Here is a 14,476-nt window from a genome sequence, read left to right on the forward strand (position 1 = left end):
TCGAGCCTAGAGCGGGGTGACGTAGGCGGAGCTGATGCCGCCGTCCACGAGGAAGGTGGAGCCCGTGATGAACGACGCGTCGTCGCTCGCGAGGAACGCGACGGCGGCGGCGAGCTCCTCCGGCTCGGCGAACCGGCCGACCGGCACGTGCACGAGGCGGCGCTGCGCGCGCTCGGGATCCTTCGCGAAGAGCTCCTGCAGCAGCGGGGTGTTCACCGGCCCTGGGCACAGCGCGTTCACCCGGATGCCCTGGCGTGCGAACTGGACTCCGAGCTCGCGGCTCATGGCGAGCACGCCGCCCTTCGAGGCCGTGTACGAGATCTGCGACGTGGCCGAGCCGAGCACCGCGACGAACGAGGCCGTGTTGATGATCGAACCGCGGCCCTGCGCGACCATGTGACGCAGCGCGGCACGCGAGCAGAGGTAGACGGACGTGAGGTTCACGTCCTGCACCTTCTGCCACGCGGGCAGCTCGGTGGTCTCGATCGAGTCGTCGTCGGGCGGCGAGATGCCGGCGTTGTTGAACGCGATGTCGACCGAGCCGTACACGCGTGCGGCCTCGTCGAACAGGTGGTCGACCTGCTCCTGGTCGGTGACGTCGACCTGTACGAACAGTCCGTCGACGGCGGATGCCGCGGCCTCGCCGGAGGTTCGGTCGACGTCGCCGATCACGACCTTCGCGCCCTCGGCGGCGAGGCGCTTCGCGGTCGCGAGTCCGATGCCCGACGCGCCGCCGGTGATGACAGCGACGCGGCCCGCGAGCCGCTGGGTGAGGTCGACGGGGCTGAGGTCTGCCATGGGTGCTCCTTGTTCGTAGGGTTCGGGACGCGCCGACGTCGCTAGTCGACCAGCGGCGGTTGGTCGACGGCGAAGAAGACGTTCTTGGTCTCGGTGAAGGCCAGCGGTGCGTCCGGGCCGAGCTCGCGGCCGAGCCCGGACTGCTTGAACCCGCCGAACGGCGTGGCGTACCGCACCGACGAGTGCGAGTTGACCGACAGGTTGCCCGACTCAACGGCCCGTGCTACGCGGATGCCGCGGCTGAGGTCGCGGGTCCAGATCGAGCCGGACAGGCCGTACTCGGTGGCGTTGGCGAAACGGACGGCATCCGCCTCGTCGTCGAACGGGAACACCGAGACCACAGGGCCGAACACCTCCTCGCGGGCGACTCGGGCATCGCGCGCGGGTGTCAGCACGGTCGGCGGGAACCAGAACCCCCCGCCGCTCGGAGCGCTGCCGCGGAACGCGACGTCGGCGTCATCCGGCACGAACGACGCCACGCGGTCGAGGTGCTCGCGGGCGACGAGCGGACCCATCTCGGTCGTGTCGTCGGCCGGGTCGCCGACCTTGACGCCCCGGACGGCGGGCTCGAGCAGTTCCATGAAGCGGTCGTACACGCTGCGCTCGACGAGGATGCGACTGCGCGCGCAGCAGTCCTGCCCCGCGTTCTCGAACACGCCGTACGGCGCGGTGGCGGCCGCCTGCTCCAGGTCGGCGTCGGCGAACACGATGTTGGCGCTCTTGCCGCCGAGTTCGAGGGTCACGCGCTTCACCTGCGCGGCGCATCCGGCCATGATGTGCCGGCCCACCTCGGTCGAGCCCGTGAAGACCACCTTGCGGACCGTCTCGTTCGTCACGAACCGCTCGCCCACGACCGAGCCCTTGCCGGGGATCACCTGGAACAGGCCCTCGGGAAGCCCGGCCTCGAGGCCGAGTCCGGCCAGGCGCAGGCTCGTCAGCGGCGTCCACTCCGCGGGCTTGAGAACGACCGCGTTGCCGGCCGCGAGCGCGGGTGCGAACCCCCACGACGCGATCGTCATGGGGAAGTTCCACGGCGTGATCACGCCGACGACCCCGAGCGGCTCGTGGAATGTCACGTCGAGTCCGCCCGCGACCGGGATCTGGCGTCCTGAGAGCCGCTCGGGCGCCGCGGCGTAGTACTCGAGCACGTTCCGCACGTGTCCGGCCTCGCCGCGAGCCTGCGCGATGGGATGGCCCGAGTTCACGACCTCCAGCGACGCGAGCTCCTCGAGCGCGCCGTCCACCGCGTCGGCGAATCGCCGCAGCACCTTCGCCCGATCGGCGGGAGCGGCGCGCGCCCACTCCCGCTGGGCGCGCGCGGCCCGCTCGATCGCGACATCCGTCTCCTCGACGGTCGCGGCGGAGACCGTGGTCACGACGGTCCCGTCGGCGGGATTGACGATGGTGTGGGTCACTCGGGCGTCCTTCCGGTGCGGTGGTCGCGCGCGGCCTCGACGAGGCCGGCGAACAGGCGGCGATCGGCGGCGTCCTCCTCGGGGTGCCACTGCACGGCGACGCCGAACGCGGCGCCCGCGAGCTCGACTGCCTCGATCACCCCGTCGTCGGTGCGCGCCGTCACGGTGAGGCCGTCGGCGACCCGGTCGATCGCCTGGTGGTGGTACACGTGCACGGAGACGGTGCCGTCGGGGTCGTCGGCCGCGCCGAGCATCGCGTCGAGGCGGCTGCCGCGCGCGACGCTGACGACGGTCTCGCCGAAGACCGCGGGCGCCGGCTGGTAGCCCTCGTGGCCGACGACGTCGGGCAGGTGCTGCACGAGCGTGCCGCCGAGGGCGACGTTGAGCATCTGGGCGCCGCGGCAGATGCCGAGGAACGGAACGTCGAGCTCGATCGCCGCCGTGAGCAGCGCGTCCTCCCACGCGTCGCGGTCGGCGCGCGGGGCGCCCGTGCGCTCGTGCGGCTCCTGGCCGTACCGGCGCGGATCGACGTCGGCGCCGCCGGAGACGATCAGTCCGTCGAGCAAGCCGAGCACGCGGCGGGCGATCTCAGGGCTCGCGGGCTGCGGCGGCAGCAGCACGGCGATGCCGCCGGCCTCCGTCACGGCGTCGAGGTACACCTTGGGCAGGAACGAGGCGGGAAGGTCCCAGACTCCCGTCTGCGAGCGCTCGAGGTAGGTCGTGACGCCGATGAGCGGCGCGGTCGCGGGCGGCGTCGGCGTCGCGGCATCCGTCGCCCGGCCGGCCTCAGAGCCGCTCGAAGCCACGGACCCGCTCCCAGTCGGTGACGGCAGCGTCGTAGGCGGTGAGCTCGACGCGCGCGTTGTTCAGGTAGTGCTCGACGACCTCGTCGCCGAACGCCTCGCGGGCGATGGCCGAGTCGGCGAACAGGTCGGCCGCCTCGCGCAGCGTCGGGGGCACGCGCGCGACGTCGCTCTCGTACGCGTTGCCGACGAACACGTCGCCGAGGTCGAGCTCGTGGTCGATTCCGTGCAGGCCCGCCGCGATGAGCGCGGCGACCGCGAGGTACTGGTTCACGTCGCCGCCGGGCACCCGGTTCTCGACCCGCATGCCGTGGCCGTGCCCCACCACGCGCAGTGCGCACGTGCGGTTGTCGAGGCCCCAGGCGATGGCGGTCGGGGCGAAGCTGCCGGCGACGTAGCGCTTGTACGAGTTGATGTTCGGCGCGGAGAACAGCGTCAGCTCGCGCATCACGGCGAGCTGGCCGCCGATGAAGTGCTTGAACATCGCGGACATGCCGCGCTCGTCGGCGTCGTCGGCGAATACGGCGCTGCCGCCCTCGCCGCGCAGCGAGATGTGGATGTGGCAGCTGTTGCCCTCGCGTTCGTTGAACTTCGCCATGTACGTCAGCGACTTGCCGTGCCGGTCGGCGATCTCCTTGGCGCCGTTCTTGTAGATCGAGTGGTTGTCGCACGTGGCGAGCGCGTCGGTGTAGCGGAACGCGATCTCCTGCTGACCGAGGTTGCACTCGCCCTTCACGCCCTCGCAGTACATGCCGGCGCCGTCCATCGCGTTCCGGATGTCGCGCAGCAGCGGCTCCATGCGGGTCGACGCGAGCAGCGCGTAGTCGATGTTGTAGTCGCTCGCGGGCGTGAGGTCGCGATACCCCTTGCGCCAGGCGTCGCGGTAGGAGTCGTCGAAGACGATGAACTCGAGCTCGGTGCCGACGTAGGCCGTGAGGCCGCGTTTGGCGAGGCGTTCGAGCTGCCGCTGCAGGATGCGACGGGGCGAGGCCTCGACCGGGCGGCCGTCGAGCCACTGCAGGTCGGCCGTGACCAGCGCGGTGGCCTCGAGCCATGGGGCCATGCGCAACGTGGAGAGGTCGGGGACGAGGGCCATGTCGCCGTAGCCGCGTTCCCAACTCGACATCTCGTACCCGTCGACGGTGTTCATCTCGACGTCGACCGCGAGCAAGTAGTTGCAGGCCTCCGCGCCGTGCAGCGCGATCTCCTCGAGGAACAGGCGCGCCGACGTGCGCTTGCCGACGAGCCGGCCCTGCATGTCAGTGAACGCCACGACGACGGTGTCGACGTGCCCGTCGGCCACGGCCGAGCGGAGGCCGTCGAGCGTCAGGAAACCGGTGGGTGCCGCCATCTCGGCGCCTCCTCGCGTGGGGAATGGTCGGATTCGGCGACCATTACATCACGCGTCGGCGCACCAAGACCAGCAGCGATTCGCGCGATCTCGGGGGCCGACTTGCCATGACGCCCGAAAAAGGTCTGTACGAGCGACCATTGACGCCCCTATCATGTGGCCCACCCACCATCGCACCCGCGCCCGCCCCCAGAGGCCCGCGCGATGACGAACAGGAGCGCCATGGCGAAAGACACCCTGAAGGTCTCGGGCGTGACGTACACGACCGCCGACCAGGGATACTTCGAGAAACGCAAGCTCACCCGCGCGGCGGGCGTGTGGGGCCTGTGGGGCCTCGCCGTCGCCGCGGTCATCTCCGGCGACTTCTCGGGCTGGAACTTCGGCATCGACTTCGCGGGCTTCGGCGGCATGCTCATCGCATTCGCCATCCTCGTCGTCATGTACTACGGCCTGATCTTCTCGATCGGCGAGATGGCGTCGGCCATGCCCCACACGGGCGGCGCCTACTCGTTCTCGCGGGCCGCCATGGGGCCGTGGGGCGGCTTCGTGACGGGTCTCGCCGAGACCATCGAGTACGTCGCGACGACCGCGGTGATCGTGTTCTTCTCCGCCTCGTACGCCGACGCCATCACGAGCGAGCTGCTCGGGTTCTCGATGCCCGGCTGGCTCTGGTGGATCATCCTCTACGCCGCATTCATCGGCATCAATGCGGCGGGAGCGAACATCTCGTTCAAGTTCGCGATCGTCGTGTCGATCATCTCGATCGCGATCCTCCTGGTCTTCAGCGTGATGGCGATGTTCTCGGGCCAGTTCTCGTGGGACAAGCTGTTCGACATTGCGCCCGACCCCGGCCAGACCGCGTTCCTGCCCCACGGCGTGTTGCCGATCCTGTTCGCGCTGCCATTCGCGATGTGGTTCTTCCTCGGCATCGAGGAGCTTCCGCTCGCGGCCGAGGAGTCGCACGACCCGGTGCGCGACATCCCGCGCGCGGGCATCATCGCGCGCGCGACGCTCATCGTCACGGGCCTGCTCGTGCTGTTCCTCAACACCGGAGTGCTCGGCGCCGAGGCGACGGGGGTCGCAGGCGAGCCCCTGCTGGACGGGTTCCGGGCGATCGTCGGCGACGAGCTCGCGGCCCTGCTGGCGCTCTTCGCGCTCATCGGCCTGCTCGCCTCGCTGCAGGGCATCATGTTCGCCTACGGGCGCAACATGTACTCGCTCTCACGCGCCGGCTACTACCCGAAGTTCCTCTCGCTCACGGGCAAGCGGCAGACGCCGTGGGTGGCGCTCGTCGCCGGGGCCGTCATCGGCTTCATCGCCCTGGTGGTGCTCGACCTCCTCGCGCAGGCCGACGCCGAGGGCGCGGGGGCGGTCGCCGGCGCGATCGTGCTGAACATCGCGGTGTGGGGTGCGGTGCTCGCGTACCTCCTGCAGATGGTCGCGTTCGTGATCCTGCGACGGAAGTACCCGAACGCGAAGCGGCCGTACCGCAGCCCGTGGGGTGTGCCGGGTGCGGTCGCCGCAGCGGTGATCGCGGCGCTCATCTTCCTCGGCTTCCTGCTCAACCCGACGTTCGTGCCGGCGATCATCGCCATCGCGGTCGTGTACGCCGTGATGCTCATCGGCTTCGGCGTCTACGGCCGGCACCGGCTCGTCCTGTCGCCGGAGGAGGAGTATGCGGTCTCGGGCGGCCTCCACGGCGACCCGCAGGCCGAGGGCTACGGAGGTCGGGTCGAGGAGGAGCTCCTCGCCTCCGACGGCGTCGACGCACCGGCCGACGAGTTCTCCGACGGCGTCGACGCCCCGGCCGACGAGACGAAGGGCTGACCGGCCGGGCTTCGACCCACCGGCGCGGCGCGCCGGACCGAGGCGGCGGGACGTGGGGGCGTCCCGCCGCCTCGGCGCTACGCTGGCGGCGGGAGGGGGACGCGATGGCGATGTGGTCCGCCGGCGGACCGGAGCCGCGGTACGCGCGCAGCGAGGAGGGCGACGTCGCGTACCAGGTGTTCGGGCACGGCCCTCGCGACCTGCTGCTCATCGGCAACTGGGCCAGCAATATCGAGATCATGTGGGAGCACCCCTCGATGGTGCGCTACCTCGAGCGCCTCGGCCGGTTCGCGCGCGTCATCTGCTTCGACAAGCGCGGGGCGGGGCTGTCGGATCCGGTGCCGATGGGCGCCCTGCCGACGCTCGAGCAGTGGGTGGACGACGCCCGCGGCGTCCTCGACGCGGTCGGCTCGGAGCAGGCCGCGATCCTGGGCGATGCCGAGGGCGGTCCCATGGCGATGATGTTCGCCGCGACCCATCCGCAGCGGACCCGGGCGCTGGTGCTAGTGAACTCCTTCGCACGCATGCTGCGCGCCGACGACTACGCGATCGGGATGCCCGAGGCCTCGTCGGAGAAGCTGCTCGAGCAGTGGCTGCCCGCGTGGGGCACGGGAAGGGTGCTCCGCCTCGCGGCACCGAGCGTCGCCGACGATCCGCAACTGCAGCGTTGGATCGCGCGCTACGGCCGGCTGTCGGCCTCGCCCGGGACCGCGACGCGCATCTACCGGTGGGTGCTGCACGTCGACGTCCGGTCGATCCTGCCGAGCATCAAGGCGCCGACGCTCGTCGTGCAGAAGGCGGGCAATCGGCACTATCGGCCGCCGATGGGTCGATACCTCGCCGAGCACATCCCGGGCGCGAAGTACGTCGAGGTCCCGGGAGCCGACTGGTACCCGGCGTTCGTCGACTCCGACGGGATCCTCGACGCGGTCGAGGAGTTCCTGACCGGCGATCGGCCGGCGCCCGCCGACGACCGGGTGCTCGCCACGGTGCTCTTCACCGACATCGTGGGCTCGACGGACGCCGCGGTGCGGCTCGGCGACCAGCGCTGGCTCGAGCTGAAGACGGCGCACGACGAACTGGTCCGCGCGCAGCTCGAACGGTATCGCGGCAGGGAGATCGCGACCACGGGCGACGGCTTCCTCGCGATCTTCGACGGGCCGGCGCGCGCCGTGCGCTGTGCCACGGACATCGCGGCGGCCGTGCCGTCGCTCGGCATCGACATCCGCGCCGGCCTGCACAGCGGCGAGGTCGAGCTGCGCGATGGCCAGGTCGCCGGCATCGCGGTGCACATCGCCGCGCGGGTGCTCGCGCTCGCCGGTCCGGGGCGCGTGCTCGTGTCGGGGACCGTGAAGGACCTGGTGGTCGGATCCGGCATCCAGTTCGTCGACCGCGGATCGCATGCGCTGAAGGGCGTGCCCGATGAGTGGCGGCTCTTCGAGGTGGCAGGGCCTTCCTGATCGGCCGGCGCACGAATCGTGCGGTCGCCGCCGGATCCGCGCACGAACCGACTGTGCGGGGCCGGAACGCGCCGGAATGCCCGGCGGTAGGCTCGAGGGGAACCGCGCGGCGATCCCGTGCACACCCGAGGCGATGGAGCCACCGTGTCGATGACCCGACCTGACCACCAGACCAAGCTGAGCCAAGGACGGGAGGACGAGGTGTTCCAGACCAGCCACGGACCGGTGCGGACCGAGACCGACTCGCTCGGCTCGGTCGACGTGCCGGCCGACGCCTACTGGGGCGTGCACACCAAGCGGGCGCTCGACAACTTCCCGATCTCCAAGCGCCCCATCTCGGTCTATCCCGAGCTCGTCATCGCGTTCGCCCAGGTCAAGCAGGCGGCGGCCCGCGCCAACAAGGAGGTCGGCGCACTCGAGCCCCAGAAGCAGGTCTGGATCGACGAGGCGTGCCAGCGCATCATCGACGGCGAGTTCCACGACCAGTTCGTGGTCGGCGTGATCCAGGGCGGCGCGGGCACCTCGACCAACATGAACGCGAACGAGGTCATCACCAACGTCGCGCTCGAGATCGCCGGGTACCCCAAGGGCCGCTACGACGTCCTGCACCCCATCGACGACGTCAACCGCAGCCAGTCGACCAACGACACGTACCCGACCGCGATCAAGCTGTCCATGACGGCGTCGCTCACGACGATGCTCTCAGAGCTCGACAAGCTGCGCATCGCCTTCGGCCGCAAGGGCCGCGAGTTCCACGACATCCTCAAGGTCGGCCGCACCCAGCTGCAGGACGCCGTCCCGATGACGCTCGGCCAGGAGTTCCACGGGTTCGCCACGACGCTCGGCGAGGACATCGCGCGGCTCCGCGAGACGATCAAGCTGCTCTCCGAGGTGAACCTCGGCGGCACGGCCGTCGGCACCGGCATCACGGCCGACCCGGGGTACGCCGCCGCCGTGGTTCGGCACCTCAGCGAGATCGCGGGCCAGCCGCTCGAGACCGCACCCGACCTCGTCGAGGCCACGAGCGACACCGGCGTGTTCATGACGTTCTCGAGCGCGCTCAAGCGCAGCGCGATCAAGCTGTCGAAGATCTGCAACGACCTCCGGTTGCTGTCGTCGGGCCCGCAGGCGGGTCTCGGCGAGATCCACCTGCCGCCGCGGCAGGCGGGCTCGAGCATCATGCCGGGCAAGGTGAACCCGGTGATCCCCGAGGCCGTCAGCCAGGTGGCCTACGCCGTCGCCGGTGCCGATGTGACGGTCATGATGGCGGCCGAGAACGGCCAGCTGCAGCTGAACGCGTTCGAGCCCGTGATCGCGCACTCGCTGCTGCAGTCGATCACGTGGATGCGCCAGGCCTGCTGGACCCTGCGCGTCAACTGCGTCGACGGCATCAGCGCGAACGTCGAGCACCTCGATGCGCAGGTCGCGTCGAGCGTCGGCGTGATCACCGCGCTCATCCCGTTCATCGGCTACACCGAGGCGGCCAAGCTGGCCAAGGCCGCGCTCGCGACGGGGCGTCCGGTCGCCGACCTGGTCGTCGAGGCGAACCTGATGACGCGCGAGGACGTCACGCGTCACCTCGCGCCGTCGCGCCTGTCGGGCGCGCAGCCCATCACGCAGGCCGTCCCCGTGATCGAGCGCAAGGGCGAGCCGAGCGACTGAGCTGCCTGAGCCGGCGCTCGACGGGCGGGGATCAGACGACGCGGCAGTGCGTCGTGAGCGACCCGATGCCCTCGATCGTGACCGTGACGGTCGAGCCGTCGTGCAGGAACACCTGGGGGTTGCGCGAGTAGCCCGCCCCGCCGGGGCTGCCGGTCGAGATCAGGGTTCCGGGCGGCACGGTCGAGGTGCGCGACAGGTACGCGATGATCTCGGCGACGCTGCGCACCATCTCGTTCGTCGAGGCGTCCTGCAGGACGTGCCCGTCGACGTTGGTCGTCAGCCAGAGGTCCTGCGGGTCGGCGATCTCGTCGGCCGTGACGACGACCGGCCCGGTCGGCGTGAAACCGTCGAACGACTTGCAGCGCGACCACTGCGCTTCGCTGAACTGGATGTCGCGTGCCGTGATGTCGTTCACGACCGTGTAGCCCCACACGTAGTCGAGGGCGTCCCGCACGGCCACGTCCTTCGCGGGACGGCCGATGATGACACCGAGCTCGGCCTCGTAATCGACCTGCGTCGCGACATCCCCCGCCCAGGTGGTCGTGGCGCCGTGCCCGCAGAGCGAGTTCGGCCAGAGCGAGAAGATGGTCATCGCCGTCTCGGAGCGGAGCTTCAGCTCGGACGCGTGCGCCGCGTAGTTCGCGCCGATCGCCAGCACCTGCGCGGGGCGCAGCACGGCCGAGGAATGGCGCAGTTCCGCGACGGGCGTGGTCGCGGGTCGGTCGGCGAGCGCACCGGAGACCGCGGCGCGGACCGCGTCGAGCCCGTCGGGGCCGCGTTCGATGAGGCACTGCAGGTCGACCGGGGCGTCGTCCATCACCTCGTCGAGGAAGAGCGCGTCGTCGTCGATCACCGCCGCGAGTCGTGGGGTCGTCTGGCCTTCGACTCGGAGGTGTGCGAACTTCACCCGTCTAGGCTATCGGCCGCGGAAACGGCCATCCTGTGCGAGACGTACAACGAAACCTCCCCCACGCTCCTCGATGGCGACAACCACCCGCCCCGTCAGGCGGATGCCGCGGCCCGCCACAGGTGCATCGACGCGTAGCTCCGCCACGGCGCCCATCGCTCGCCATGGGCCGCGAGCGCCTTGGCCTCGCCGGGCAGTCCGAGCCGAACGGCCCCGTTGCGCAGCGCGAGGTCGGACACGAGGAGCTCGTCGGGCTCGCGCGTGACGCGCATCGCGAGGTAGCCGGCGGTCCAGGGGCCGATGCCAGGGATCGCGAGCAGGTCGGCGCGCAGCTGCGCGCGCTCGCACTCGGAGGCGACGACGAGCTCACCCGAGGCGAGTCGCGTGCAGACGTCGATGATGGTGCGGATGCGCGCGGCGGGACCGCGCAGGACCTCGGTGCCGCGCTCGGCGATGGCCTCGGGCGTGGGGAACAGCGTGCGCGTGCGGCCGTCGAACTCGACGCGCTCGCCGAGCTCGGCCGCGAGCCGCGTGAGGGCGGTTCGTGCGGAGGCGACCGAGACCTGCTGGCCGACGAGCGCCCGTACGACGAGCTCGTGCGGGTCGAGCGTGCCGGGCATGCGCAGCCCCGGCGCCGCCGCCACCGAGGGCGCGAGCACGGGATCGGCGGCGAGCGCCGCGTCGATCGCGGTCGCATCGGCGTCGAGGTCGAACAGCCGTCGGACGCGCGCGACGAGAGGTGCGAGATCGGTGAGGCTCGCGAGCCGCGCCTCGACGTCGAGCGCGGGCGAGTCGGGCACCGCGGCCAGCCGCACGAGCGCCGGGCCCGCGGGAAGGGCGAGCGTGCGCTCGTACTGCGTGGGCTCGGCCTCCTCGACGCCGGCGAGCGCGCGGTCGGCCAGCCACGCGAACACGCTCTCCGCATCGAACGGCGCCCTGGCCGGGAGCCGCAGACGAACCGTGCCGGCGTCCGCGACGGGGGCCGCGCGCCGAGCCGTCGCGCGCAGCTCGAGCGGACTGCGCTCGTACACGGCGCGGATGGTGTCGTTGAACTGCCGGATGCTGCCGAAGCCCGACGCGAACGCGACGTCGGACACCCGCATCGAGGTCGACGTCAGCAGCGCGCGGGCGGTCTGCGCCCGGTGGGCGCGCGCGAGCGCGAGCGGTCCGGCTCCGAGCTCGGCCGCCAGCACCCGAGTGAGGTGGCGGGGCGTGTAGCCCAGTCGCGCGGCGAGGCCAGGGACGCCCTGGCGCTCCACGACGCCGTCGGCGATGAGGCGCATCGCCCGGGCCGCGAGGTCGTCCCCGAGGTCCCACTCGGGCGATCCGGGCACGGCGTCGGGCAGGCATCGCTTGCAGGCGCGCAGCCCGGCCTCGTGGGCCGCCGCCGCGGTGCGGTAGAAGGTCACGTTCGCCGGCTTCGGCGGCGCAGCAGGGCAGCTCGGCCGGCAGTAGATCCCGGTCGAGTGGACGCCGGTGATGAACCATCCGTCGAACCGGTCGTCGCGTGCGAGCATCGCGCGGTACCGCTCCGCGAAGGCGGGGTCGGCGAGCGGGTCGGCGATCGGCTCGGCCGTCATGGTCGTCATGACTCCAGCGTCGCACGTGCCGCCGACGTGGAGTAGCGGAAATCGGACATGACTGCGGCGGCTACGCTGGCGGCATGCCCACCGCCGCCGTCGACCAGCTCACCTCCCTCCTCGGCGACGCGGTCGTGACCGACGGGCCCGAGCTCGCCGCGGTGCGCGAGGACCGGTCCGGTTGGCGCAGCCCGCACCCGGCGCTCGCGGTCGTGCACGCGGCATCCGTCGAGGACGTGCAGGCCGTGATGCGCATCGCGAGCTCGACGCGGACCCCGCTGGTCCCGCGCGGGGCCGGCACCGGGCTCGCGGGCGGCGCGATCTCGAGCGACGGCGCGATCGTGCTCGACCTGACGCGGATGGATCGCATCCTCGAGATATCGGAGGTCGACGAGCTCGCGGTCGTCGAGGCGGGCGTGCTCAACGGCGACCTCGACCGCGCCGCCAGGGAGCGCGGCCTCTGGTTCGCACCCGATCCGGCAAGCCGCGCGATCTCGACCGTCGGCGGCAACATCGCGACCAACGCGGGCGGCCTGCTCTGCGCGAAGTACGGCGTGACGCGCGAGTCCGTCCTGGGCCTCGCCGCGGTGCTCGCCGACGGCACGCTGCTCCGCACCGGGCATCGCACGGTGAAGGGCGTCACCGGCTACGACCTCACGGCGCTGTTGACGGGCTCGGAGGGGACGCTCGCGGTCATCGTCGAGGCGACCGTGCGGTTGCGCCCGCTCGTGCGCGGCGAGACCCACACGGTCGCGGCCGCGTTCCCCGATGTCGAGGCCGCCGGTGCCGCGGTCGGCGGCGTCGCGGGTGCGCACATCCGGCCCGCCCTGCTCGAGCTCATCGACCCGATCGGCCTCGCACGCGTCACCGAGCACCTCGGCGCCGCCGCGCTCGTCGGCACGCCACTGGCCGACTTCGCGCCCGGCGAGACCTTCCTGCTCGCCCAGTGCGATGCCGGTGACGCGGCCGCGGAGGCCGAGACCGTCGCCCGCGTCTTCGAGGCCGCCGGGGGGCGCGTGACCCGGTCGACGGATGCGGCGACGGGCGAGCGGCTGCTCGACATCCGGCGCGCCATGCACCCCGCGCTCGCCTCGCGCGGAAACGTGCTCATCGAGGACGTGGCGGTGCCGCGCTCGCGCCTGCCCGAGATGTTCCGCGCGATCGCCGAGATCGGCGCGCGCTACGACGTCGAGATCCCCACGCTCGCACACGCTGGCGACGGCAACCTGCACCCCAACTTCGTGTTCGAGGGCGACGAGGTGCCCGAGCGCATCTGGGCAGCCGCCGACGAACTGTTCCGCACCGGCGTCCGGCTCGGCGGCACCCTCACCGGCGAGCACGGCGTCGGCCTGCTGAAGCGCCGCTGGCTCGCCGAGGAGGTCGGCGACGCCTCCGTCGACCTGCAGCGCCGGATCAAGCGGGTGTTCGACCCGCAGGGCATCCTGAACCCCGGCGTGATGTTCGGTCCGGTCGAGTCCGGCGCCGAGGTGGGCGGCCCTCGCTAGGCTTCGGGCGTGAGCCTCACGCCGCCGAGCCCCGCCCCCGGTCCGCAGTCGCACGTGCCCGCGTGGCCGCCCGCCGCGCCGCGGCGCCGTGGTGTCGGTGCCGGATGGATCGTGGCCTTCGCGATCGCGCTGCTCGTCGGCCTCCTCGTGCTCGGCTACCTGGCTGTCGCGCTCGGCCTCTCGGTCGTCGCGACCGGCACGCTGCTCGCGTTCGTCCCGCTCGCGATCGTGCTCCTCGCGGTCCGCTGGATCGACCGCTGGGAGCCCGAGCCGCGCTGGGCGCTCTGGTTCGCGTTCCTCTGGGGCGCGGCGGTGTCGGTCGCGATCGCGCTCGTCGTCGACCTCGGCGTCCAGTTGTTCACCGCGATGTCAGGACCGGCCGGCGCCACGGGCGACGAGGCGATCGGAGCGGTCGTGCAGGCGCCGATCGTCGAGGAACTCGCCAAGGGCGTCGGCATCCTGCTCATCTACGCGTTCTCGCGATCGCACTTCGACGGCCCCATCGACGGACTCGTGTACGCCGCGACGGTCGCGGCCGGCTTCGCCTTCACCGAGAACATCCTCTACTTCGGCGTCGCGCTCATCGAGGGCGGCGCCGGCGAGCTCGGCATGACCTTCCTCGTGCGCGGCATCTTCTCGCCGTTCGCGCACGTGCTCTTCACGGCCTGCACCGGCATCGCGATCGGCATCGCCGCGAGCCGCGGCGGTGGGCCGCGCGTGATCGGCTGGTTCCTCCTCGGCCTGATCGCCGCCATCCTGCTGCACGCCTTCTGGAACGGCTCGCTCGCCTTCGCCGACGCGTTCGCCCTCTACTTCACGATCCAGGTGCCGATCTTCATCGCCGCGATCGTGGTCACGATCCTGCTGCGCCGGCAGGAGCAGGCCGTCACGCGGCGGAGACTCGCCGAGTACGCCGCGGCCGGATGGTTCAACGCCGACGAGGTCGCCGGGCTGTCGACTCCGGCGGGGCGCCGTGCCGCACTCGCCTGGGCGCGGGCGCAGCGCCCGCCGCGCACCGCCGAGGTGAAGCGCTTCATCGCGGATGCCACGCGCCTGGCGTTCACCCGGAACGCGCTGGCGACCGGTCGCGGCGACGTCCGCCGCTTCGAGGACGAGCGGGTGCTGCTCGACGCGGTGACCCGCGACCGGCAGGCGATCTCCGCCTGAG

Annotated in this window: 11 protein-coding genes; 5 read left to right on the forward strand and 6 right to left on the reverse strand. The window is 71.8% G+C overall.

Annotation, left to right across the window (positions count from 1 at the left end):
- Window positions 1-6: 6 nt before the first annotated feature.
- The 4 genes from ACFQ58_RS17045 to ACFQ58_RS17060 are packed head-to-tail and all read right to left on the reverse strand — an operon-like array spanning window position 7 to window position 4,367.
- Window positions 7-798 carry a 3-oxoacyl-ACP reductase gene (locus tag ACFQ58_RS17045; protein ID WP_376952371.1) on the reverse strand — a complete coding sequence of 264 codons (792 nt, stop codon included), beginning with the start codon at window positions 796-798 and terminating at the stop codon, window positions 7-9.
- Between the two features lie 41 nt (window positions 799-839).
- On the reverse strand, window positions 840-2,213 hold the full coding sequence (locus ACFQ58_RS17050) for an aldehyde dehydrogenase family protein (protein WP_376952372.1): 1,374 nt from the start codon (window positions 2,211-2,213) through the stop codon (window positions 840-842).
- Window positions 2,210-3,019, reverse strand: coding sequence for a gamma-glutamyl-gamma-aminobutyrate hydrolase family protein (locus tag ACFQ58_RS17055; RefSeq protein WP_376952373.1), 810 nt, complete (start codon window positions 3,017-3,019; stop codon window positions 2,210-2,212). Before ACFQ58_RS17055 ends, ACFQ58_RS17050 begins: the two co-directional genes overlap by 4 nt.
- Complete coding sequence (locus tag ACFQ58_RS17060) at window positions 3,000-4,367, reverse strand: glutamine synthetase family protein (RefSeq protein WP_376952374.1); 1,368 nt, start codon at window positions 4,365-4,367, stop codon at window positions 3,000-3,002. The genes ACFQ58_RS17055 and ACFQ58_RS17060 overlap by 20 nt, the downstream gene beginning before the upstream one ends.
- 222 nt (window positions 4,368-4,589) lie before the next feature.
- On the opposite strand from ACFQ58_RS17060, the gene ACFQ58_RS17065 reads away from it, so the two are divergent.
- The 3 genes from ACFQ58_RS17065 to ACFQ58_RS17075 all read left to right on the forward strand — a co-directional run bounded on the left by ACFQ58_RS17065 (window position 4,590) and on the right by ACFQ58_RS17075 (window position 9,316).
- Complete coding sequence (locus ACFQ58_RS17065; RefSeq protein WP_376952375.1) at window positions 4,590-6,194, forward strand: amino acid permease; 1,605 nt, start codon at window positions 4,590-4,592, stop codon at window positions 6,192-6,194.
- Window positions 6,195-6,298: 104 nt separating this feature from the next.
- A complete protein-coding gene (locus ACFQ58_RS17070) occupies window positions 6,299-7,654 on the forward strand; it encodes an adenylate/guanylate cyclase domain-containing protein (protein ID WP_376952376.1) in 1,356 nt (451 codons plus the stop codon).
- Between the two features lie 150 nt (window positions 7,655-7,804).
- Window positions 7,805-9,316, forward strand: a complete 1,512-nt coding sequence (locus tag ACFQ58_RS17075; protein ID WP_376952377.1) for an aspartate ammonia-lyase — start codon at window positions 7,805-7,807, stop codon at window positions 9,314-9,316.
- 31 nt (window positions 9,317-9,347) lie between these two features.
- Here ACFQ58_RS17075 and ACFQ58_RS17080 read toward each other — a convergent pair whose 3' ends face one another.
- On the reverse strand, window positions 9,348-10,223 hold the full coding sequence (locus ACFQ58_RS17080; protein WP_376952378.1) for a fumarylacetoacetate hydrolase family protein: 876 nt from the start codon (window positions 10,221-10,223) through the stop codon (window positions 9,348-9,350).
- A 95-nt stretch (window positions 10,224-10,318) separates the two neighbouring features.
- Entirely contained in the window at window positions 10,319-11,812 is a 1,494-nt protein-coding gene (locus tag ACFQ58_RS17085) for an AlkA N-terminal domain-containing protein (protein WP_376952379.1), read from the reverse strand.
- Window positions 11,813-11,886: 74 nt separating this feature from the next.
- Between ACFQ58_RS17085 and ACFQ58_RS17090 the strand changes: the two genes are divergently transcribed.
- Both ACFQ58_RS17090 and ACFQ58_RS17095 read left to right on the forward strand, forming a co-directional pair.
- Entirely contained in the window at window positions 11,887-13,308 is a 1,422-nt protein-coding gene (locus ACFQ58_RS17090) for an FAD-binding oxidoreductase (protein ID WP_376952380.1), read from the forward strand.
- Between the two features lie 9 nt (window positions 13,309-13,317).
- Window positions 13,318-14,475: a PrsW family intramembrane metalloprotease gene (locus ACFQ58_RS17095; protein WP_376952381.1), complete on the forward strand. Its 1,158-nt coding sequence runs from the start codon at window positions 13,318-13,320 to the stop codon at window positions 14,473-14,475.
- The last annotated feature ends 1 nt before the right edge of the window (window position 14,476 follow it).

It is taken from the genome of Agromyces sp. NPDC056523 (genome assembly GCF_042794545.1).
Classification (GTDB): domain Bacteria; phylum Actinomycetota; class Actinomycetes; order Actinomycetales; family Microbacteriaceae; genus Agromyces.